Genomic DNA, 21,594 nt, shown 5'->3' on the forward strand with positions numbered 1-21,594 from the left:
CGGTATTAATAGTTAACGGGAATGGTTACTTCTTCAAAGATATTATTTCCCTGTTCATCTTTTCCTTTGAAGAATTTAAATATATAATGTTGATAACCAGGCGTGCACTCAAATTGAAATGTTGCAGTTCTCAATTCAGGTACGGCGGTATTACATACGGCATTGTCGGGTACTTGTGAGGTAATTCCGATAATGCGTGTATCACTAGATTTTTCGTAATAAATACCGCTGTAAATATGGCAATTGGTAGGCATGCGGTATTGTAATGTAATGGTGTAAAGTCCGCCGGTTTCAAAACTCGCAGGAACAGTAAAACTCTCCACGGGTATTACTTCGAAACTGTAATTCGGGTTGTTATCGTCGATAGAGCAGCTATTAAAACTGAAAGCTAGGATAAACGATAAAAGAGCAATTTTCAAAAACTTCATTTTTCTTTTCTTTTCTTTGGTCATTTTCTAGATGCTAAAAGTACGAAGCGGTTGCGTAAAAAAAATGCCCGCGGTGTGCGGGCAGTAAATTCTAAGCGGATTCTTTGATATGCGTCTTAATTTTTTGTTCTAATTCTTCGGATAATTCCGGATTATCTTTGATTAGTGCTTTAACGGCATCTCGTCCTTGCCCTAACTTTGTATCGGCGTAGCTAAACCAAGATCCCGACTTGCGGATGATTTCAAATTCAACAGCTAAATCTAGAATTTCTCCTGTTTTTGAAACTCCTTCGCCGTACATAATGTCGAACTCGGCAGTTTTAAATGGCGGCGCAACCTTGTTTTTGATCACTTTTACTTTAGTGCGGTTACCGATCACGTTTTCGCCGTCTTTAATCTGTGACGCACGACGAATGTCTAATCGTACCGAAGCATAAAATTTCAATGCATTACCACCGGTTGTTGTTTCTGGGTTACCGAACATAACACCAATTTTTTCACGTAACTGGTTGATGAAAAATACCGTACAGTTCGTTTTACTGATGGTTCCAGTTAGTTTTCGAAGCGCTTGCGACATCAAACGTGCATGCAATCCCATTTTCGAATCGCCCATCTCGCCTTCGATTTCGCTTTTTGGCGTTAACGCAGCTACAGAGTCGATTACCACGATATCGATAGCACCAGAACGAATTAAGTTTTCGGCAATTTCCAACGCCTGTTCGCCGTTATCGGGTTGTGAAATGATCAGGTTTTCGATATCTACTCCTAGTTTTTCGGCGTAATGACGATCGAAAGCATGTTCCGCATCGATAAACGCCGCGATTCCGCCCGCTTTTTGCGCTTCCGCAATAGCGTGTAAGGTTAAGGTCGTCTTACCCGAAGATTCCGGACCATATATTTCGATAATTCTTCCCTTAGGATATCCGTTGACGCCTAGCGCCAAATCGAGACCGAGCGAGCCGGATGAAATAACTTCAACTTCCTCAATCGCTTTGTCTCCCATTTTCATTACAGTTCCTTTACCATAAGTCTTATCTAACTTATCTAAAGTAAGTTGTAATGCTTTCAATTTTGATTCTTTCTCTGTACTCATAAAAAAATGTATTGGCTTTTAATTGCGTAAAAGTAAAGCAAATATCGTTTTTTGATTACGGTTTTTCCGTAAGGTTTTGAGAAATTTTGTATCAAAATGCAGTTGGCTTTTTACCTAGTTTTTAGCTTCTCTTGAGCATTAAATGCCCGCTAATCCTGTCATTTTCCTACTTTTGCACACATTTGATTGTTTATGGAACGCATAATCTCTTATCCGATTACTCTTATTTACTACCTGGTGTTTGGTTTGCTGTTGGTAATTTTTCACCCAATTCAATACATCTGTTTAAACGTTTTTGGCTATCAGGCTCATAAAAAAAGTGTAGACTATCTAAACTTCGGATTGTTGTCGGCCACGCGTATACTCGGAACTCGTTATACAGTAGAAGGACTTGAAAATGTTCCCAAAGGAGTACCGGTTATTTTTGTTGCGAATCACCAGAGCATGTACGACATCATTACCATTATTTGGTACTTCCGCAAAGCACATCCAAAATTCGTAAGTAAGAAAGAACTCGGAAAAAGAATTCCTTCGGTATCTTTTAATTTGCGACACGGCGGCTCGGTACTCATAGATCGAAAAGATCCAAAACAGGCAATCCCGGCCATTCAAAAACTCGGGAAATACATTGAAGCAAATAATCGGGCGGCTGTAATTTTTCCCGAAGGAACGCGAAGCAAAACAGGAGTTCCGAAACCGTTTCAGCAAACCGGCCTTAAAATTCTGTTTAAAACAGCTCCTTCAGCCTATGTTGTTCCAATTTCCATCAACAATAGTTGGACAATCGTTAAATTCGGCTTCTTTCCCGCAGGCTTGGGAAATCGGCTTACCTTTACAGCTCATAAAGCATTGAAGGTCTCCGATTTCGAAGTCGACGACTTACTTGCAAAAACCGAAGCGGCGGTCGTTTCCGCACTTAAATACTAAACTTAAAATTTATATGTCTATAAAAAACATCCGATTGGAAGTCATGCAGTTTTTGGAACAGAAAATCGATTCCTTCATGGACGAATTTTTGATTCCAATCGACAAGATTTGGCAACCATCCGACTTTCTTCCACAACCTGATTCCGACACTTTTCTGCAAGAAATTGCTGAATTGCGCGAAATAGCAAAAGATTTACCATACGATTTTTGGGTAACACTCGTTGGCGATACCATTACCGAAGAAGCACTACCTACTTATGAATCGTGGTTAATGGAAGTGGAAGGGGTGAACCAACAGGAGCGCAACGGCTGGTCGAAATGGGTACGCCATTGGACTGGAGAAGAAAACCGTCACGGCGATTTATTAAACAAGTATTTGTACCTATCAGGTCGTGTAAACATGCGTGAAGTTGAAGTTACTACGCAACACTTAATTTCCGACGGCTTCGATATCGGAACTGGTCAAGATCCATACAAAAATTTCGTGTACACCTCTTTCCAAGAACTCGCAACCTATATTTCGCACAATCGTGTTGCGCAAATTGCAAAACAGTACGGCGAGAAAAAGTTGTCGAAAATCTGTAAAATTATTGCTGGCGATGAAATGCGTCACCACCACGCGTACAGCGAATTTGTGAATCAGATTTTCAAAGTCGATCCGAGTGAAATGTTGTTGGCGTTCAACTACATGATGAAGCAAAAAATTGTTATGCCGGCACAATTTCTTCGCGAAAGCGGCGATAAAATATCGTCGGCCTTTTTGAACTTTTCCGATTCAGCACAGCGCATTGGGGTTTATACCGCCAACGATTATGTGGAGATTATGCAAAAGCTAATCGATAAGTGGCAAATCGATAAACTAGCAAACCTTACCGACGAAGCTGAAAAAGCGCGCGATTACTTAATGAAATTGCCTGCACGTATGGCAAAAGTTTCTGAGCGACTCATTATTCCTGCGGAAGCAACGTTGTTTAAATGGGTTGAACCTGCTACAATTGCCTAATGCCCGACTTTATTGAGCAAACGCTGGTTTTTGTGCGTGATACCTTGGCGCATGCCGAAGGCGGACACGACATCAACCACATTTTACGTGTGTATAAAATTGCGTTACGACTTGCCGAGGAAGAGTCGGCAGATGTTACGGTGGTTTCGTTAGCGGCTTTATTGCACGATATTTCAGATGCTAAATTCAACGGCGGCGACGATTCGTTAGGAGCAAAAGTTGCCGCCGAATTTCTATCAAAAATCGGTGCTCCTGAAGCTGTTATAGCACATGTTTGCTTCATTATTGCCAACATGTCGTTTAAAGGCGGTGGCACTTTCGTGGAAACACCTTCGTTGGAATTTCAGATTGTGCAAGACGCCGACCGACTTGATGCCATTGGCGCCATAGGAGTTGCACGTACGTTTAATTACGGAGGGTTTAAAAACCGTGCCTTGTTCAATCCAGACATTAAACCACGAACAGAATTAACCGCCGAGAATTACCGCAATGAGGAGCAGCCAACGATTAATCACTTCTACGAGAAGCTGCTTTTATTGAAAGATCGAATGCACACCAAAACAGCTAAGATTTGGGCGCAGAAACGGCATGATTATATGCTGGAGTTTCTAGAGCGCTTCTACGCGGAGTGGGATGGAAGTGATTTAGCTTAATGCGCAAACAAATGCACGGCAAGCAGCGTCGGAATGAAATAGATTACAATCGTTTTAGCACCTTCGTAATCTTTAGCCATACGTTGACCTAATAGTAAAAACAGTAAAGTTACCGCTGAGGTTACCGCACCGTAAAATCCGAAACTTTCGCCGCTGTTGGTGAGTAGTTGAATGATTCCGGCAGCCGAGGCAATTCCCGCAATTAATTCCAAGGCTAAAATCAAACCCAACGACATGGGAACCATATCTTTAATGGGTGTTTTTGCAAAATGCGATTTCAGCCAATTGAGATTATCTTTCCAGTACATGAGCTTGTCGTAGCCCGATTGTACAAAAGTGATTGCAAGAAACAACAGCAATAAAAGGCGAACAGGGTTTTGTAATTCCATAACTATTTTGCGTGTATATAACGAGTTAGTTTTATTGATAAATCGGTAAAAATAATCTTTGCGTTGGCGTTTCGTTCGATGTGATACATGGCGTCTTCAATTTCTTGAAAAATACCAACGATATTTCCGCCGTGAACAAAAGGAGCAAACTTCTCTAGTTTAAAATTCCCGTATTCAGGAACAATATACGTCAATGAACCGGCGCCGTAATTAGTTAACAACGCTTGTCGGAACATTTCGGCACAAAAACTCAAAAAACGTTTTTGGCGCTCGCGACCAATACCGGCTAAATCTTCACTCCATGAAATCAGACTTTTAATTGCACCCGGATTTCCTTTGGCCGAAAAAGCCGCGCGAACCCAATCGACAAACCATTTTTCAAACTCTAATTCGGCATCGTTCTCTTCTGCCAATAACAACGCCTTGCTCAAGTTTCCTTGCGATCGAGCTGCCAACATTTTCACCTTTGCGGTATCGAGCGTAAGTCGCGCGTTTAAAAAATCGACAACCTGACTTTCGGAAAACGGTCGGAATTCAATTTCCTGACAACGGGAACGTACAGTTGGCAATAATTCGTCGGGATTTTCAACCAATAAAATGATGAATGTATCGTCTGATGGTTCTTCGAGAATCTTCAACAGCTTATTGGCTGTACTGTTATTCATAAGTTCGGCTCGCCAAACAATCAATACTTTTTTTCCACCTTCGTACGATTTCATCCCGATCACGCGTGCAATCGAATCGGCATCAGTAGCTCGAATTTCTCCCTGCTTACCGTCGCCACCCGCATGCGTAAACCATTCGGCAAGAGAACCAAACGGACGCTCGTGAAGAAACTGTCGCCATTCCGGATACAGCTCTTCCGAACTCATCGCTTTACTGCCAGCAGTTCCTGAGGGTGTTGGGAAATAAAAGTGCAAATCTGGATGTTGCAAACTAGCCACTTTCGAATTACAGCTGCTGTTTCCGCCTTCGTTTTCAAAACCCGCATTGTTGCATAGCAAGTAGCGCGCATAGGCAAGTGCCATGGGCAAAGTTCCGCTGCCTTCAGGGCCGATAAACAGTTGCGTGTGGGCAATGCGGCCGTTTTTCGCACTGTGAACCAGTTGCTTTTTTAAGTGTTCGTGACCGGGAATGGATGAAAATAGCATACGCAAATATAAGTTTTGCAGAAGTATTCTGCACAGTTCGCCGTCTGAAATCGGTCGTAGATATTCCTTTTTACGCTTTCGCTCAAATTATGTCTACACGCCGTTAACGATCACAAAATGCACGGATCCAAAAGAGAAGCCCGTAAAATTTGTTACTTTTTATATGTATTCCAATTGTGCAGCATTCATTTCTGTAGATGAAAATTGATGTTTTCCGCAGATTTCAGCAAATGATTTGCAGTAAACTTGTTGAAGATTTATCAGCGTAAAGCGCACTAAATCGTTTGTTGCGATTCGAGATAGCCTTTATAAAGCCTCAGTTCTTCCCAAGAAAACTCGTTGTTTGAGGCTTCCCGAAGCGGCGATAATCCAGTACTTGAGTCGTAAGTTTCGAACAAAACTGCAAGTCTTTGTTGCTGATCTTCAGGTAGAAAATCGGAAATGTTGCACTTTCCTTGCGCAATTAGCTTAGAAATGTGGTTGTAGATGGTATTTGGCGAGAGTTTCCGAGCCGCGGCGATGTCTGCAATGGCCAAACCCTCGCTGACCAACAAGTATGTTTCATTTACCGTATCCGGCTTTTGTTTGGTTTTTTTCTTTTGTGGATAATCGACTTCTTCATCTTCCGCCACGAGCGAAACTGCTTGCAATCGTTCTCGAGCAGCAATCCAATTTTTACGTGCGTAATCTTTGAACGATTCACCGAGCAAACTTTCTTTGGTCCATTCGGCTTCTTCACCTAAATCAGCATATTGTCGGGCTTTGAAAAGCTTATAAACCGTATTCAAAAACACGTCCTCCAATTCTACTAAAGCTTGATTCACTTCTTTAGATTTCTTCTGTTTTGACGTTAGAATCAAATTATCATACAATCCCACACTTATTTCTTCCGCGAAAGCAAAAAAGTACTGGAATGCCTTTCGAACACGTTCTTTCAAAAACGATTCGTCGACTGCTTCGGCCGCAAGGATACTGTGAATTTGACGCCGAAATTGCGCTGCGGGAGCACCCATTTCCAAACAACGTTTGTACGATTGTTTTGCCCAAACGCCGAGCAAGGTTTCGGCCGTTTTTACACCCATCGCAAATTGAAACTGAAATTCGCCTAGTGCTTTTTCCAACACCGAAAAATCGAATACGGCTTGTAAAAATTCAAGCAAATACACTTTTCGCGCGTGCTCCAAATGTCCGGCGAGGTGCTCAGTTCCGGGTTGAGCAGTGGTGTACGCCTCAACGCTTTTATCGTTTTCAATGCCGTTGAATTGCAGCGGACTCAATAACATTACACCTTCTAAACTCCGAATACGCGATAAGGCTACGTAGGCTTGGCCCGGTTGAAAAACATCGGCTACGTCGACAACCGCGCGGTCGAAGGTTAAGCCTTGGCTTTTATGCACAGTGATTGCCCACGCCAATTTTAGCGGGAAATGTGTAAAAGTTCCGATAACCGTTTCTTTAATTTCACGGTTGTCGTTCAGCTCGTATTTCATGTTTTGCCACTCGAAGCGCTCCACGTCGATCGTTTCGTCGCTGTCGTCGCAAACCACTTTAATTTCAACGCTCGATAAAAAAGTAACCGTTGCCATTTTGCCGTTGAAATATCTTTTATTCGGCGCCATATCGTTTTTGATGAACATGACTCGGGCGCCGACTTTCAAACTCAAAATTTCGGGAATGGGATATAAACGATCTGGGAAATCATCGATAATTTCAGCGCGAAATTGAAATTCTTTGCTTTTTATTTCTGCTAATTCCGACTCGTTCACCACATCGGCTTTTCGATTATGTGTGGTGAGTAAAATGGCGTTTTTCGCTGCTTTTAAATTGCGATCGGCAACAACATGTTTGTTTAAAATTGCCAAATTTTCACTGGTTATTGTATTGTGGCGCAGATTATTAAGAATTTCTAGAAACGTAGGATCAGACTGCCGATAAATGTGTTTTAATTCGATATAAACCGGCGTTGATTGTTGCAAACAGCGCGCGTCGAAAAAGAATTTCCCGCCGTAATAATGTTGCATTAAAAGCCATTCCTGATCTTTAATTACAGGAGGCAACTGCAGTAAATCGCCTATGAAAAGTACCTGAACACCACCAAAAGCGGCCTGACTTTTTCGTGTGTGTCGCAAGGCAAAATCGATGGCGTCGAGCAAATCGGGTCGCAACATACTCACCTCATCAATTACCAATAATTCGAGTTGAGTGAGCAGTGTTTTTTTTACGCGATTCATCCGAAAATGCTTCCGAATGGTACTTGGAGTTTCCACTTTTACGTCGGTTCGGTAATGCGTACGTTCGTCGGTCGGTAAAAATAAGGCCGGCGGAATTTGAAACAGCGAATGTATTGTAACGCCGCCCGCATTGAGCGCAGCAATTCCCGTGGGCGCTACAACTACCGCGTGTTTGTGCGTGGTTTTAATGAGGTGTTTGAGGAGTGTGGTTTTTCCTGTACCGGCTTTTCCAGTCAGGAAAACAGGATACTTCGTTTGATTTACAAAGCGAAGCAAATAACGAGCTTCGGGCGAAAAATCTTCCATTTTGGCGTGTATTAAAAAAGCTAAGATAATTATTTATATCTGAACTTCTTCTTTTCCGCTACGAACTACTTCTGCGTAAGCAAAAATTGTATGTCCGAAATCAATCGGTCAATATCGGCATCTTTTGTACCGTCGTAAAATCCGCGAATGCGTCGCTCACGATCTACTAAAATTAAGTTTTCGGTGTGCACCATATCATATAATTCGCTGCTGTTGGCTGTTTTTACGGCCAAATACGATTTCCGTGCGAGGTAATAAATGTCCTCTTTTTTTCCTGTTACCAAATGCCACTTGTTGTCGATCACGCCTTTTTCGGTTGCGTATTTCCGTAAAACAGGAACCGAATCGATGTCGGGCATCACCGTGTGCGACAATAACAAAACCTCGGGATTATCGCGAAATGAAGCTTGTACTTTTCCTAAATTTTTTGTCATAATCGGACAAATCGTAGTACAGGTACAAAAGAAAAAATCGGCAACATAAATTTTTCCTTCAAAGTCACGCTGACTGATTTTCTTGCCGTTTTGATTTGTGAACGACCAGTCGGCAATCTTGTGCGCGCGTCCGATGTGCTGTACAGTTGAATCGACCATTTCCGGATTTACATCAGCGGGACTAAACACGGGTAGTCGCTCGCTCGGTTTTAAAAACTGATACGCCGTTGTCAGGAAAACAGCAGCAAAGACCAGCATGCTGATGATAAAAATTCGATAACGCTTCCAGATATTCACCGCGAAATTTTTTGCAAAATTACGTGAAGGCAAGGCCTATTGCCATACGATTTCCGCACTTTTTGACAAACTTAACAGAATGTGAACCCTTGTTTAGATACATTTGTTACTTTATCACAAATTGTTATGAGATATATAATTGCACTTTTATGTATGAGCAGCCTTGCAGTGGCTCAAACTCCGGGAATTAATCTTAATTTGATGGATCGAAACGTAGCTCCTCAACAAGATTTTTTCAGATTTGTTAACGGGAAATGGCTCGACAATACCGAAATCCCAGCCGATAAAACCCGTTGGGGAAGCTTCGACGAACTGCGCCAAAATACCGACAAGGATATGTTGGCAATTATTAACGACGCTTTAGCTTCGAATACGTACGCGGCAGATTCTGATCAAGGAAAAGCCTTGGCGTATTACCGCAGCGTTTTGGATTTAAAAACTCGAAATGCACAAGGATTTAAACCCTTAAAACCTTTTTTCGAGAAAATCGATAAAATCAAATCGGTTGCCGACCTCCAAAACTATTTACAAGAAATGGAACCGATAGGCGGCGGTGGTTTTTTTGGAATAGGAATTAGTGCCGACGAAAAAGATTCAAATAAAAACACTTTAAAAGTTTATCCAGGTAGTTTAGGATTACCCGATCGCGATTACTACGTGTCGCAAGAAGCCGATTCGAAAGATAAGCGCGAAAAGTATAAAAATCACGTAGCGCGAATGCTGCAAATGGCAGGAGTAAAAAATAGTGAAAAAGCTGCTGCCGACATTCTGGCACTTGAAACCGCCATGGCCGAGTCGCAATTTACACGTGTGGAGCGCCGCGACCGCCGGTTGTCGTATAATCCGATGACCGTTGCCGAATTACAAAATTTGGTGCCCGCTTGGAATTGGAAGGGATATCTGGCAAAAGCAGGTATAAATACCGATAACCTGATTGTTACGCAGGTGAAATTCATGAAAGAGCTCAACAACATTTTACTCGCGAAGAACACCGAAGCTTGGAAAGCATACTTAAAATGGACGCTCATTAACCGTCATTCTGGAAAATTGTCGGAAGCAATAGAAACCGCAAATTGGGAGTTTTACGGTAAAACCTTAACTGGCGCACTTAAAGAACGTCCGCTTGACGAACGCGCGTTGTCAATTGTTAACGGAGCTTTGGGCGAGGCACTCGGAAAACTGTACGTAGAGAAAAAATTCCCACCGGAAGCAAAAGCAAAAGCGCAGAAAATGATCGCGAATGTGATTAAAGCTTTTGAAAACCGAATCAATAATTTGCCGTGGATGTCGGCCGAAACACGTAAAAGCGCTATTGCCAAACTCGAAAAAAGCCGCGTAAAAATTGGTTATCCCGACAAATGGAAAGATTATAGCGCATTGGTCGTTAAAGCGCCCGAAAATGGCGGAACCTACTTTGAAAACAGTTTAGCATTAGCGCGTTGGCGTTATGCTGAAAATGTAGCCGATTTGCAAAAGCCGGTTGATAAAGACCGCTGGGGCATGTCGCCTCAAACAGTGAATGCGTACTACAATCCGTCGTATAACGAAATTGTGTTTCCTGCCGCTATTTTGCAGCCGCCTTTTTACGACTATAAAGCCGATGAAGCAGTGAATTACGGCGGAATTGGTGCTGTTATTGGTCACGAAATTTCGCACGGATTCGACGATTCGGGAGCGCGTTACAACGCTGAAGGTAATTTGGTGGATTGGTGGACACCCGAAGATTTAAAACAATTTACAGCGCTCACGGGAGCTTTAGCCGATCAGTACAGTAAGTTAGAGCCTATTCCTGGAACGTTCGTAGACGGGAAATTTACTTTAGGTGAAAATATCGGAGATTTAGGTGGTGTTAGCGCGGCGTACGACGGTTTGCAGCTGCACTTACAGCAACAAGGTCGCCCGGCAAATATCGATGGTTTTACGCCAGAACAACGGTTTTTCATCTCTTGGGCAACGATTTGGCGTTCGAAAATGCGCGACGAGGCCATGAAAAATATGGTGAAAACCGATCCGCATTCGCCGGGCCAGTACCGCGCTTATGTGCCATTGATGAACGTCGATGCATTTTACAAAGCGTTCGATGTGAAACCCGGAGATGGCATGTATTTAGCTCCTGATCAGCGCGTTAAGATTTGGTAGGGCGCGCCGGCAAAACTAATTAGTGGAAAAAATTGCGGTTTTGCCGTCCCGTTTTCCGCTGTAGTCCTCGCCCCAAGGAAACCTTGGGGCTGTGGGCTGCCGCTACAACCGGTCGCGCAGAAAAACGTCTCTAAATTTGAAATTATGGAAACCAATTACATTTCGTTCAAATCGAGAAAAGGGTTTATTCTTCCTTTGGTTATAGTGCTTTTTGCAGCTTGTACACTTGCCGCAATCTTTGAAGGCATTGGTTATTTCAATGTCTTTTTAAGTGGCGGTTTTTTTCTTTTCATTTTGATGCTTTCGTTAAAGCTCGAATACCGAATAACCCACACACAGCTGCAAATCAAATGTTTGTTTTTATACAATTTGAAAATTCCCATCGATAACATTCGCGAGCTGCGTCGAACGCGCGATCTCACAAGTTCGCCCGCATTAAGCTTAAACCGTTTGCGCGTTCGTTATAATAAATTCGACGATATTTTGATTTCACCACAAAACCAAGATCAGTTTATCGCCGAGCTTCTCGCACGAAATCCGAATATTTTCTACAATCCGAAAAGGGAGTAAACGCCAGCGGAACGCTTCTGAAAGCAGCACAATCTTCCTCAAGATATTTCACATTGTCGCCTTTAGACGCTGCCTTCGACAGGCTCAGGCATCCGCCTTCGACAGGCTCAAGCACCCGCCTTTGACAGGCTCAGGTATCGAAGGAGCACAATGTTTCTCAAGGTTTTTCGCAATGTACACAACGCCGCTTTCGCCACGCTCAATCATCCATTTCTCGGTAACGATTTTCGCAGCCCGGATAGAGGCGGCATCCTTTTTTTGGAGCGAAGCGGAATAAAAAGATACAGCCGAAAGCCGGAAATGCTGCCCAAATAAAAAAGAAATTCAGCCTTCGACACGCCCAACCCCAGACGATTCGCGGGTTCAGACGGGCAAAACAACACGTTAAGTGGTGAATTAATCGTTTCCGATAGCTATCGGGACTAGCTTCCCCTAAAACGATACGTAAAATGGTGAACGTCACGCAGTATTAATACTCAAATCTCAATACTGCAAAAATTCCGCTTTGCGACCTTTGCGTAAATCTTCGCGTCCTTTGCGGTTAACCCTTCAATACGCCGCCTTTGACCCGCTCAGGCACCAGCTTTTATAGCGCACAGAAAACACCGAAGCTCACAGATTATTTCGGAATGTAGAACTGTTGAGGAAAACACAGAACGTGTCAAGCCAACAAAAAAAATGCATTAGCCTTCAACTCGCCGCCTTTGACTTGCCGCCTCCGACAAGCTCAGGCACCTACGAATTGCGGGTTAAGTTGGGCAAAACGATACGTAAAATGGTGAACGTAGCGACGTCTTAATACTCAAATCTTAATACTAAAAAATCTTTGCAGTTAGCCTTCGACAAGCTCAGGCTCCGACGGCGGTGGGTTCGGTTTGGCAAAACGATACGTTAAGTAGTGAATTAATCGTTTCCGATAGCTATCGGAACTATCCCGATAGCTATGGGGACTAGTTTCCAAAAAAACGACACGTTAATTGGTGAAATCATCAAAGTCTTATCACTCCTATTTAATTCCTTACTTCCCAAGCCTTTTTTTAAAACGGAACGATATCTTTAATTAAAACTCAACCGAAAACTGTTTCAACTTTCCACTGCGCGAACGTTCTAGAGCAGTTTTTTGCACGAAAGTAAAATGTAAACCCGATTCCAGATAGCGCCCGTTTGCAGCAATGATTTCTGCTTTTTCGGTTTCAGATAGCGGCTCGCTGGCAACGTATTCAATGGTAAAACTATCCACATTTGTTTGCTTAATCACAAATTCCTTCACCTTGGCTTGATCTTGAATAATACTTTTGGTGACGTAGTAAAACGTGAGTCCGGGCGTAGTTTTCCCACTGGGCAAAACCGCAATGTCGTTAGTGCGACCCGTAAGCTGTTTCAAAAATAGGGTTTGCGTTTGTTGGTCGAAATCCAAAATACCGTTATCGCCAATATCATAACGAATAAACGGATGAGCACGGTTGTATAGGGCAGTAATCACAATTTTTCCCGCTTCGCCGTAAGGCAAAACCTCGTTGCGTTCATTCAAAATTTCGACCAATAGAGTAGTCTGATTGATTTTCCAAACGCCCGACGGATTTTCAAACGCAATTAAATCCAGCTCGCTTGCGCCGTATTCGTTTACAATGGGCACACCAAAAGCACGTTCCATAAACTGCCTATCGCTTTCAAACAGCATTTCCGATGTTGTAAAAACGGCTTTCAAGGTCGAACAAACGTCTTTTAAAACCACCTCTTTTTTCGCTAAATACTTCGCAAACAGCAGTAACGACGAGGTGTAACCATTCACATACGCAAATGCCGACTTCCGAAATCGTGCCAGATAGGTTTCCAAAACACGATCCGACAAATCGAAAACCGGAAATCGGCGTCGGTGCATCAAAAAATCTTTGACTTCTTCTTTCCGTTTCGGCAAACCTTCTAACGGAATTCCGTAAAAGCGTGCCTGTAAATCGCGGTTAAAATCGATTCCGTGCGCGCCGAATTGCTGCTTGATGTATGCCCAAGTTAGTGCGTGACAATACTTGTCTTTGGCAAAAATAAAAGGTTCGCCACTCGATCCGCTGGTTTTGTTGACGTACACGTTTTTAGTTGTAAATCCTGCACTCAACCGCTTGGCTAGTGGTTGTTGGAAATCGGTTTTGGTAAGAATGGGTGCCTCGTGGAAACTAGTTGCGTTTGCTTTTTCGAACAGTTCTCGATAGTAGGCATTGTTTTTCAGATGAAATTCCAGAATTTCCGCAGCTTTTTTGCGCTGGTATTCCGCGGCATTTTCAGCGAGTTCACGCTCAAATTGTTGCAAATCTTTTTGTGCTTTCTGCAAAGGAAAACCCAGCCATTCGAGCGATAAATCAGCTAAACCGGTCACGTGTTTTTGTTTGTATCAAAAGTAATCAAATCGGATTTAGCTGTCGCATTTTTCTAAAAACGCAGTACTTTTGCGCGACTACGAAACACAACAACATGAACATTTTACTATTGGGTTCTGGCGGAAGAGAGCATGCTTTCGCATACAAAATCACACAATCATCACTTTGCAGCAAATTATTTGTGGCGCCTGGAAACGCAGGAACGGCCAGCTGTGCCGAAAACGTTGCTATTGCTCCAACCGATTTTCCAAAAATAGCAAGCTTCTGTTTGGAAAACGACGTAAAAATGCTGGTTGTCGGACCAGAAGATCCTTTAGTTAAGGGCGTTTACGATTACTTTTCGGAAACCGATTCGCTAAAGCATATTGCTGTGATTGGACCGTCGCAAAACGGCGCGCAACTCGAAGGAAGTAAGGAATTTGCCAAGAAATTTCTGCAAAAGCACCACATTCCGACGGCGCAGTACGGAAGTTTTACTGCGGAAACCATCGACAACGGACTCTCATTTTTGGAAGGAATGTTGCCGCCTTACGTTTTAAAAGCCGACGGACTTGCCGCTGGAAAAGGTGTGGTGATCCTCGAGAATTTAGACGATGCCAAAGCAGAATTGCGAAGTATGTTGCTCGACAGTAAGTTTGGAGCCGCGAGTGCTAAAGTGGTTATCGAGGAATTTCTCGACGGAATTGAAATGAGTTGTTTTGTGGTAACCGACGGAAAGTCGTTTAAAATTTTACCTTTTGCGAAAGATTACAAGCGCATTGGCGTTGGAGATACGGGTTTAAACACAGGCGGTATGGGAGCAGTTTCGCCGGTTTCGTTTATCGACGCCGAGTTAGAATCGAAAATCGTGGAACGCATCGTAAAACCAACGGTTGCGGGTTTAAATTCAGACGGTATTGTGTATCGCGGGTTTGTTTTCATCGGATTGATAAATGTGGGTGGAAATCCGTTTGTTATTGAATATAACGTACGTATGGGCGATCCGGAAACTGAAGTTGTGTTGCCAAGAATTAGCTCTGATTTGGTGGAACTATTTCAAGCGGTATCGACCCAGACTTTGGAAAATTACGAACTACAAGTAGATTCGCGCACCGCGGTAACTGTAATGACGGTTGCAGGAGGCTATCCGGAAGCTTACGATAAAGGGTTTGAAATATCCGGAATCGATAAAATAACGGAGGCGCTGGCGTTTCATGCTGGCACTGCACTCCACGACGAGAAAGTGCTTACCAATGGCGGTCGGGTTTTAGCAGTAACGGCGTTGGCTGATGATTTGCCTGAGGCCATAAAAAAATCTTATCAAAATGTCGAAAAACTTCATTTTGATAAGATGTATTATAGAACGGATATCGGTAAGGATTTGTTGTAATCTTTACCGATTCGTTTTTATTTCAAGAACGAGTGTGCAGTAGTATCTTGATTTTCTTCGTTGTTTGCTTTGTGCAACTGCAACTGCTTAATCCAGTAATACGTGTAACGAACGCAAACAGCCATAAAAATCCAGTTTATGATGTTTGCTAAACTCCAGTAGCTAAGCTCTAAACTTCTAAGGCCATCAAGTGGAACAAATAGAAAATCAACAAAAAATGTTTGAATCCCTTCCCAAAATGCTTTCATCTGTGTCTATATGTTATATTTACCAAGCAAAAGTATAAAATACTTTAATGATTACAACACTTTTTAGCAAATCGAGACCGCTCAATTATTTGATTGTTGCTTGTTTGGCTTTGGGCAGCTCGATCATGGCTTTTCAGGCAGATGCGAAAATTGAAGTTAGTGCTGTGGTACAACAAATAAGTTGTAGCATTCTCTGGTTGCTTAGTTTGCTGTTGATCAACTTTATAACTAAAAGAAACAGTGTAAGCAAGGAAAATACATTTCCCATTCTATTTGCGGCTGTTTTCGTGTTGTTTATTCCCGAAGCTCTGCGCGATCTCAATATTTTGATAGCGCATTTTTTTATACTACTTGCCTTGCGCCGACTTATTTCGATGCAATCGTTGCTGGCTCCGAAAGAAAAAATCTTCGATGCCGCTTTGTGGATAAGCGTAGCGGCTTTGTTTCAGTTTTGGTGTGTACTCTATTTGTTTATCGTTTTTGTATCGATTGTACTGCACGTATCGCGCGATTACCGGAATTGGATTTTGCCGTACTTCGGAGTAATTACCGCGTTGATTTTCGCGGGCATGGTTCATTATTTCAGCGATTTCAATCCGATTTCTTACTTCTACACTAATGCGGTAGTCGATTTATCGTTTGATTATTTTCAGGAAGTTTCTCAAAATGCAGCACTTTCAGCTTTTACGGCTTTTGCCTGCATTTTGTTTTTAGCCCAGCTTTTGTCGTTAAGCGGAAAACCCCTTATTCTACACGCCGCCTACAAAAAAGTACTTTTTTCGTTTTGTATTGGCGGTTTAATTTTCGTTTTTTCAACAGCAAAAGCAAACGATTTACTGTTGTTTACCGTATTTCCTCTTGCGGTAATGACGGCGAGTTTTGTTGAAGAAATGACCGGTAAATGGATTAAAGAAATTGCCGTGTGGCTGTTAGTTATCTCGGCAGTTACCTTCTTTTTTTGGCAGTTATAACCACAAACTACAGTTTCGGACCAAAGGCTAAATCGCCGGCATCGCCTAAGCCCGGCACGATGTAATTCTGAGCGTTTAACGCCTCATCTATTTCGCCAATCCAAAGTGTCGTATTTTCGGGCAAGTGCTTTTGCAGATAGTCGATTCCTTCCGGCGCAGCAATTACCGCGGCAATATGTAATTCGGCGGGTTTCATTTCTTCTAGCAATTTTTCGCAGCAAGCAAGTAGGGAGCGTCCGGTTGCCAACATCGGATCGGCGAGTATTAGAATTTTGTTGTTCAAGTCGGGAATGGCTTGATATTCTACTTTAATTTCGAACGAACCGTGATCCTCACTGTAAGCGCGATACGCTGAAATGAAACCGCTTTCCGCTTGGTCGAACACGTCGAGTAAGCCCGCATGTAACGGAATCCCCGCCCGCAAAATACTAGCAATTACGACAGGTTTTGCCAAGCGGAAACTGTGTTTTTCGCCCAAGGGTGTGAGTACAGTATTCGGTACGTACTCGAGTGATTTCGAAATTTCGAACGCCAATAAAGTTCCGATACGCTCTATGTTTTTGCGAAAACGCATGCGGTCGGTTTGCACATCTACGGCGCGTAACTCGCTCATAAATTGATGTAAAACAGAATTCTGCTCGGATAAATTTCGGATTTTCATAAGCTTTATTTGCGCAAGCTAATTTGTGCGCGGATAAAAGTATAAAAAGTATCTTTGCACTTTAAATTCTTGAACCTATGTTTTCAAAACTAGCAAATGCCGTATTCGAACAAAGTATTGCCGATTACCACAAATACGACAGTGTAGATCAGCCGATCGCCAATCCGTATCCGAAAGATCAGTTCGAACATTTATTGTACATGAAAAATTGGATTGACACGGTACAATGGCATTATGAAGATATCATCCGCGATCCGCAAATTGATCCTGTAGCTGCTTTGGTTTTGAAACGCAAGATTGATGCATCCAATCAAGAAAGAACTGATGTTGTAGAGTACATTGATAGTTACTTTCTTCAAAAATACGCAGACGTGAGTCCGAACAGCGACGCTAAAATTAACAGTGAGAGTCCGGCGTGGGCGTTTGATCGTTTGTCTATTCTAGCTTTGAAAATTTTCCACATGCGTGAAGAAGCTGAGCGTGCTGATGCTAGCGCGGAACACCGTGCCAAGTGTCAGGAAAAACTCAATGTTTTGTTGGAGCAACGCACCGACTTGTCGACCGCAATCGACGACTTACTTTCCGATATCGAACAAGGTAAAAAGTTCATGAAAGTGTACAAGCAAATGAAAATGTACAACGACGACGACTTGAACCCGGTTCTTTACCAAGCCAAGAAATAAAAATTGAAATCGACCGTGCCGCATATTGCCTTTTTCCGAATTTCGGCTTTGGGCGATATTGCTATGTGCGTGCCAGCGATTAAAGCCGTTCGCGAGAAATATCCCGATTTACGCATCAGTGTAATTAGCATTGCTTTTGCCGAACCACTTTTCCAGGAAATTCCGAATTGTAATTTTATTGCATTCGATAAAACAAGGGATGGAAGCATTCTCGGATTGTGGAAGTTACAAAGGAAGCTTCGCGCTTTAGAGATAACGCATTTTGCAGATTTTCATCAAGTGTTTCGATCGAAGCTGCTTCGTTTTTTTCTTAAGGGAAGCGGAATCCAAACGGCAGCTATCGATAAGGCACGTGCGCTAAAACGAAAGCTCACGGCTGGAAACGGTCGTTTTCCGATTCCGACGGTTTTCGATAGGCAACTTGAAGTCTTACAGCAATTGAACTTTACCATTGGTCATGCTGATTTACAGCCGTTGCCAAAACGAAGTATTCCCCAGGAATTTTCTTCTGCCAATCGAAAGGTCGGTATAGCTCCGTTTGCGCAACACGCTTCTAAAGTGTACGATTTGGATTTGCTAAAATCGGTTATTCGAGGAGTGCTTGAACTGTCGGTTGCTGAGGTGATTCTTTTTGGAAGCAAATCGGAGTTAGCGGTTTTGCAGGAAATAAGATCAGATGAAAATCGGATTCGTATTGCAGCAGGTGCCTTATCTTTTCGAGAGGAATTGGCTCTTATCAGTTGTTTGGATGTTATGTTGAGTATGGATTCGGCAAACGGACATTTAGCGGCCTTGTACGGTGTTCCGGTGGTTACACTTTGGGGTGTTACGCATCCTGATGCGGGTTTTAAACCATTTTTACAAACCGATGAGAATCAATTAACTGCCGATCTGACGCGTTTCCCGAAAATTCCGACTTCGATATACGGAGGCAAATATCCCCCAGACTATGCCCGTGCCATTGACAGTATAGCGCCGGAAAAAGTAGTAGAGCGCTTATTGCACTTGCTTTCTTAAGTTACTTCCGCTTTTTTCTCACAGAATAACAGAGGTCTCAGAAAATGGAGTTAATGAGTTTATACGGCTTTGCGAAAATTTAAACGTAATATTGCAATATTACCACGTGTAAAAAACTGCAAATCAAAATTTTGTTTAAATGTATTATCAATTAATTTATTGGTACTTACAATTCTCATTCACTAACGTTCAGGCACGATTTTGCGTGAGGGATGGCAGTGGAAATCCTGTTTTGCGCTTCCATTTATGGCGCAGAACAGATTGAAACGTACAGCCCGACCTGCCCGCTTCATAGATTTCCAGTACTCGCGGGCAGGACGCCCCCAAAAGAAAAAGAAGATTCGAGCTATTGTACACCTAAAAACAGCAGTCTTTTCTCTAAATTTGCAGCCAAATTTTTAAGCATGTACAGAACGCATACCTGTGGTGAATTAAGCCTGCAACACGTTAACCAAACCGTAACTTTAGCCGGTTGGGTTCAGAAATCGAGAGACAAAGGATTTATGAATTGGGTCGATTTGCGCGATCGTTACGGCATCACGCAATTGGTTTTTGATGAGAGTCGAACTGATGCACAAGTATTTACTTTGGCGAAAACCCTCGGGCGTGAATTCGTAATTCAAGCTACAGGTACGGTTATCGAACGCGAAGCTAAAAATCCGAATATGCCCACAGGCGACATAGAATTGTTGGTTACCGAACTGCGCATTTTAAACGCATCGATTACGCCGCCATTTACTATTGAAGACGAAACCGACGGTGGAGAAGACATTCGGATGAAGTTTCGTTACCTTGATATTCGCCGAAATCCGGTGAAAAACAGTTTGTTGTTTCGCCACAAAGTAACTATGGAAGTGCGTAATTACTTGTCGGCCAAAGGATTTTGCGAAGTGGAAACGCCGTATTTAATTAAATCGACTCCCGAAGGTGCGCGCGATTTTGTGGTGCCCAGTCGGATGAATCCCGGACAATTTTACGCCTTGCCGCAATCGCCACAAACTTTTAAACAATTGTTGATGGTGGGCGGTATGGACAAGTACTTCCAGATTGTGAAGTGCTTTAGAGATGAGGATTTACGTGCCGACAGACAGCCGGAATTCACACAAATTGACTGTGAAATGGCGTTTGTGGAACAAGAAGATATTTTGAATGTTTTTGAAGGATTAACGCGTCATTTGTTGAAAGAAATCAAAGGAATTGACGTGGCTGAATTTCCGCGTATGACCTACGATTACGCGATGAAAACCTACGGAAACGACAAGCCGGATATACGTTTTGGTATGAAATTCGGCGAGCTCAATGCCGTAGCGCAGCACAAAGAGTTTGGCGTATTTAATTCGGCGGAGTTAGTGGTTGGGATTGCTGCGCCGAATTGCGGGGAATTGACTCGTAAGGAAATAGATGCGTTGATAGAATGGGTGAAACGTCCGCAGATTGGCGCTTCGGGTATGGTTTACGTGAAATGCAACGCCGACGGTACGTTTAAATCGAGCGTGGATAAATTTTACGATCAAGCCGATTTACAGCAATGGGCGGCAGCAACAGGTGCTCAGGCTGGCGATATGATTTTTATACTTTCGGGCACGGCCGACAAAACGCGTTCGCAACTTTCGGCATTGCGTATGGAGTTAGCCACTCGATTAGGTTTGCGCAAGCCCGATGAGTTTGCACCACTTTGGGTGGTTGATTTTCCGTTGTTGGAACTGGATGAAGAAACGGGTCGTTACCACGCGATGCACCATCCGTTTACGTCTCCTAAGCCCGAAGATATTGCGTTGTTGGCAACTGAACCTGGAAAAGTACGTGCCAATGCTTACGATATGGTTTTGAACGGTAATGAAATTGGCGGCGGATCGATTAGAATTCACGATAAAGCCACACAGGCGTTGATGTTTAAATACTTGGGCTTTACGGAAGAAGAAGCTTACAACCAATTTGGTTTCTTGATGGATGCGTTTCAGTACGGAGCTCCGCCACATGGAGGTTTGGCTTTTGGTTTAGACCGATTGGTTGCCATTTTAGGCGGACAAGAAACGATTCGCGATTTCATTGCGTTCCCGAAAAACAACGCTGGCCGTGATGTGATGATCGACGCGCCTGCGGTTATTGATGAGAAGCAGCTTAAGGAGTTGTATATCAGTAACACATTATAAGATACCGATAGATTTTTTTACAAATATTTAACAGGTTTTAGCGTTTGCATACCAAATAAGGTTACCTTTGGCGCATAATCTCATATTTTTTTACAATGCGTACAGGTACAGTAAAGTTTTTTAACGAATCAAAAGGTTACGGATTCATTACCGATGAAGAAACAGGTCAAGACATTTTTGTTCATGCAACAGGAATTTCAACTGATGGTCTTCAACAAGGTGATCGTGTATCTTACGAGGAAGAAGAAGGACGAAAAGGAAAAGTTGCAGCACAAGTAACTGCAGTTGACTAAACATAAAGTTTACGATTTTTAAAAACGCCTTCGGGCGTTTTTTTATTTAACGTGAGTTCGATATAAAAATCAAAGTTAGAAATCATTTAAATAACGTGAGTTCGATATAACTACAATGGTAAATACAGTTGTTTTGTGTCAACGAAGTTCATCTTTAGGGAAGGTTTTTTGTCGTTGAAATTATAGGCAATCAATGCAGCGAATAA

The 21,594-nt window shown here is 42.8% G+C and carries 20 protein-coding genes; 11 read left to right on the forward strand and 9 right to left on the reverse strand.

From position 1 onward, the window contains the following. Window positions 1–5: 5 nt before the first annotated feature. Complete coding sequence (locus tag Q0064_RS04005) at window positions 6–428, reverse strand: hypothetical protein (protein ID WP_298144644.1); 423 nt, start codon at window positions 426–428, stop codon at window positions 6–8. A gap of 91 nt (window positions 429–519) precedes the next feature. Then, a complete protein-coding gene (gene recA / locus Q0064_RS04010) occupies window positions 520–1,521 on the reverse strand; it encodes a recombinase RecA (protein WP_094485248.1) in 1,002 nt (333 codons plus the stop codon). A gap of 192 nt (window positions 1,522–1,713) precedes the next feature. On the opposite strand from recA, the gene Q0064_RS04015 reads away from it, so the two are divergent. The 3 genes from Q0064_RS04015 to Q0064_RS04025 are packed head-to-tail and all read left to right on the forward strand — an operon-like array spanning window position 1,714 to window position 4,104. Continuing rightward, window positions 1,714–2,448 (forward strand): lysophospholipid acyltransferase family protein, encoded by a 735-nt coding sequence (locus Q0064_RS04015; RefSeq protein WP_298144650.1) that lies wholly within the window; start codon window positions 1,714–1,716, stop codon window positions 2,446–2,448. Between the two features lie 13 nt (window positions 2,449–2,461). Then, window positions 2,462–3,451: an acyl-ACP desaturase gene (locus Q0064_RS04020; protein WP_298144653.1), complete on the forward strand. Its 990-nt coding sequence runs from the start codon at window positions 2,462–2,464 to the stop codon at window positions 3,449–3,451. Then, complete coding sequence (locus Q0064_RS04025) at window positions 3,451–4,104, forward strand: HD domain-containing protein (RefSeq protein ID WP_298144656.1); 654 nt, start codon at window positions 3,451–3,453, stop codon at window positions 4,102–4,104. Before Q0064_RS04020 ends, Q0064_RS04025 begins: the two co-directional genes overlap by 1 nt. On the opposite strand, the gene Q0064_RS04030 is transcribed toward Q0064_RS04025, so the two are convergent. The 4 genes from Q0064_RS04030 to Q0064_RS04045 all read right to left on the reverse strand — a co-directional run bounded on the left by Q0064_RS04030 (window position 4,101) and on the right by Q0064_RS04045 (window position 8,873). Further along, a complete protein-coding gene (locus Q0064_RS04030; protein ID WP_298144659.1) occupies window positions 4,101–4,493 on the reverse strand; it encodes a DoxX family protein in 393 nt (130 codons plus the stop codon). The genes Q0064_RS04025 and Q0064_RS04030 overlap by 4 nt on opposite strands. Before the next feature lie 2 nt (window positions 4,494–4,495). Further along, the gene (locus Q0064_RS04035) at window positions 4,496–5,644 is read right to left on the reverse strand and encodes a DNA polymerase III subunit (RefSeq protein ID WP_298144662.1); all 1,149 of its coding nucleotides are present in this window, start codon (window positions 5,642–5,644) and stop codon (window positions 4,496–4,498) included. 275 nt (window positions 5,645–5,919) lie between these two features. After that, on the reverse strand, window positions 5,920–8,181 hold the full coding sequence (locus Q0064_RS04040; RefSeq protein ID WP_298144665.1) for a helix-turn-helix domain-containing protein: 2,262 nt from the start codon (window positions 8,179–8,181) through the stop codon (window positions 5,920–5,922). Between the two features lie 65 nt (window positions 8,182–8,246). Then, the gene (locus tag Q0064_RS04045; protein ID WP_298144703.1) at window positions 8,247–8,873 is read right to left on the reverse strand and encodes an SCO family protein; all 627 of its coding nucleotides are present in this window, start codon (window positions 8,871–8,873) and stop codon (window positions 8,247–8,249) included. 165 nt (window positions 8,874–9,038) lie between these two features. On the opposite strand from Q0064_RS04045, the gene Q0064_RS04050 reads away from it, so the two are divergent. Together Q0064_RS04050 and Q0064_RS04055 are read left to right on the forward strand one after the other, a co-directional pair. Next, complete coding sequence (locus tag Q0064_RS04050; RefSeq protein ID WP_298144668.1) at window positions 9,039–11,051, forward strand: M13 family metallopeptidase; 2,013 nt, start codon at window positions 9,039–9,041, stop codon at window positions 11,049–11,051. A gap of 144 nt (window positions 11,052–11,195) precedes the next feature. Continuing rightward, entirely contained in the window at window positions 11,196–11,621 is a 426-nt protein-coding gene (locus Q0064_RS04055; RefSeq protein ID WP_298144671.1) for a PH domain-containing protein, read from the forward strand. A gap of 1,060 nt (window positions 11,622–12,681) precedes the next feature. Here Q0064_RS04055 and Q0064_RS04060 read toward each other — a convergent pair. Next, a complete protein-coding gene (locus Q0064_RS04060) occupies window positions 12,682–13,992 on the reverse strand; it encodes a phenylacetate--CoA ligase family protein (protein WP_298144674.1) in 1,311 nt (436 codons plus the stop codon). Between the two features lie 95 nt (window positions 13,993–14,087). Between Q0064_RS04060 and purD the strand changes: the two genes are divergently transcribed. Continuing rightward, on the forward strand, window positions 14,088–15,362 hold the full coding sequence (gene purD, locus Q0064_RS04065; RefSeq protein WP_298144677.1) for a phosphoribosylamine--glycine ligase: 1,275 nt from the start codon (window positions 14,088–14,090) through the stop codon (window positions 15,360–15,362). A 17-nt stretch (window positions 15,363–15,379) separates the two neighbouring features. On the opposite strand, the gene Q0064_RS04070 is transcribed toward purD, so the two are convergent. Further along, window positions 15,380–15,610, reverse strand: a complete 231-nt coding sequence (locus tag Q0064_RS04070; protein ID WP_298144680.1) for a uracil phosphoribosyltransferase — start codon at window positions 15,608–15,610, stop codon at window positions 15,380–15,382. A 47-nt stretch (window positions 15,611–15,657) separates the two neighbouring features. On the opposite strand from Q0064_RS04070, the gene Q0064_RS04075 reads away from it, so the two are divergent. Next, the gene (locus Q0064_RS04075; protein ID WP_298144683.1) at window positions 15,658–16,581 is read left to right on the forward strand and encodes a DUF6427 family protein; all 924 of its coding nucleotides are present in this window, start codon (window positions 15,658–15,660) and stop codon (window positions 16,579–16,581) included. Between the two features lie 7 nt (window positions 16,582–16,588). Here Q0064_RS04075 and upp read toward each other — a convergent pair whose 3' ends face one another. Then, the gene (gene upp, locus Q0064_RS04080) at window positions 16,589–17,242 is read right to left on the reverse strand and encodes a uracil phosphoribosyltransferase (protein ID WP_298144685.1); all 654 of its coding nucleotides are present in this window, start codon (window positions 17,240–17,242) and stop codon (window positions 16,589–16,591) included. Window positions 17,243–17,319: 77 nt separating this feature from the next. Between upp and Q0064_RS04085 the strand changes: the two genes are divergently transcribed. The 4 genes from Q0064_RS04085 (at window position 17,320) to Q0064_RS04100 (ending at window position 21,388) form a co-directional block, all read left to right on the forward strand. Then, window positions 17,320–17,925 (forward strand): DUF4254 domain-containing protein, encoded by a 606-nt coding sequence (locus Q0064_RS04085; protein ID WP_298144688.1) that lies wholly within the window; start codon window positions 17,320–17,322, stop codon window positions 17,923–17,925. 3 nt (window positions 17,926–17,928) lie between these two features. After that, the gene (locus Q0064_RS04090) at window positions 17,929–18,942 is read left to right on the forward strand and encodes a glycosyltransferase family 9 protein (RefSeq protein WP_298144690.1); all 1,014 of its coding nucleotides are present in this window, start codon (window positions 17,929–17,931) and stop codon (window positions 18,940–18,942) included. 404 nt (window positions 18,943–19,346) lie between these two features. Beyond that, a complete protein-coding gene (gene aspS, locus Q0064_RS04095; RefSeq protein ID WP_298144693.1) occupies window positions 19,347–21,095 on the forward strand; it encodes an aspartate--tRNA ligase in 1,749 nt (582 codons plus the stop codon). 95 nt (window positions 21,096–21,190) lie between these two features. After that, window positions 21,191–21,388, forward strand: a complete 198-nt coding sequence (locus Q0064_RS04100; RefSeq protein WP_094485958.1) for a cold shock domain-containing protein — start codon at window positions 21,191–21,193, stop codon at window positions 21,386–21,388. Window positions 21,389–21,594 lie beyond the last annotated feature (206 nt).

Source organism: Flavobacterium sp. (assembly GCF_027490375.1).
Lineage (GTDB): Bacteria > Bacteroidota > Bacteroidia > Flavobacteriales > Flavobacteriaceae > Flavobacterium.

What these genes read in the sequence shown, in the direction of transcription:
- Q0064_RS04005 (WP_298144644.1), bottom strand. Translation starts at nt 428, where the DNA reads ATGAAGTTTTTGAAAATTGCTCTTTTATCGTTTATCCTAGCTTTCAGT.
- recA (WP_094485248.1), bottom strand. Translation starts at nt 1,521, where the DNA reads ATGAGTACAGAGAAAGAATCAAAATTGAAAGCATTACAACTTACTTTA.
- Q0064_RS04015 (WP_298144650.1), top strand. Translation starts at nt 1,714, where the DNA reads ATGGAACGCATAATCTCTTATCCGATTACTCTTATTTACTACCTGGTG.
- Q0064_RS04020 (WP_298144653.1), top strand. Translation starts at nt 2,462, where the DNA reads ATGTCTATAAAAAACATCCGATTGGAAGTCATGCAGTTTTTGGAACAG.
- Q0064_RS04025 (WP_298144656.1), top strand. Translation starts at nt 3,451, where the DNA reads ATGCCCGACTTTATTGAGCAAACGCTGGTTTTTGTGCGTGATACCTTG.
- Q0064_RS04030 (WP_298144659.1), bottom strand. Translation starts at nt 4,493, where the DNA reads ATGGAATTACAAAACCCTGTTCGCCTTTTATTGCTGTTGTTTCTTGCA.
- Q0064_RS04035 (WP_298144662.1), bottom strand. Translation starts at nt 5,644, where the DNA reads ATGCTATTTTCATCCATTCCCGGTCACGAACACTTAAAAAAGCAACTG.
- Q0064_RS04040 (WP_298144665.1), bottom strand. Translation starts at nt 8,181, where the DNA reads ATGGAAGATTTTTCGCCCGAAGCTCGTTATTTGCTTCGCTTTGTAAAT.
- Q0064_RS04045 (WP_298144703.1), bottom strand. Translation starts at nt 8,873, where the DNA reads ATGCTGGTCTTTGCTGCTGTTTTCCTGACAACGGCGTATCAGTTTTTA.
- Q0064_RS04050 (WP_298144668.1), top strand. Translation starts at nt 9,039, where the DNA reads ATGAGATATATAATTGCACTTTTATGTATGAGCAGCCTTGCAGTGGCT.
- Q0064_RS04055 (WP_298144671.1), top strand. Translation starts at nt 11,196, where the DNA reads ATGGAAACCAATTACATTTCGTTCAAATCGAGAAAAGGGTTTATTCTT.
- purD (WP_298144677.1), top strand. Translation starts at nt 14,088, where the DNA reads ATGAACATTTTACTATTGGGTTCTGGCGGAAGAGAGCATGCTTTCGCA.
- Q0064_RS04070 (WP_298144680.1), bottom strand. Translation starts at nt 15,610, where the DNA reads ATGAAAGCATTTTGGGAAGGGATTCAAACATTTTTTGTTGATTTTCTA.
- Q0064_RS04075 (WP_298144683.1), top strand. Translation starts at nt 15,658, where the DNA reads ATGATTACAACACTTTTTAGCAAATCGAGACCGCTCAATTATTTGATT.
- upp (WP_298144685.1), bottom strand. Translation starts at nt 17,242, where the DNA reads ATGAAAATCCGAAATTTATCCGAGCAGAATTCTGTTTTACATCAATTT.
- Q0064_RS04085 (WP_298144688.1), top strand. Translation starts at nt 17,320, where the DNA reads ATGTTTTCAAAACTAGCAAATGCCGTATTCGAACAAAGTATTGCCGAT.
- aspS (WP_298144693.1), top strand. Translation starts at nt 19,347, where the DNA reads ATGTACAGAACGCATACCTGTGGTGAATTAAGCCTGCAACACGTTAAC.
- Q0064_RS04100 (WP_094485958.1), top strand. Translation starts at nt 21,191, where the DNA reads ATGCGTACAGGTACAGTAAAGTTTTTTAACGAATCAAAAGGTTACGGA.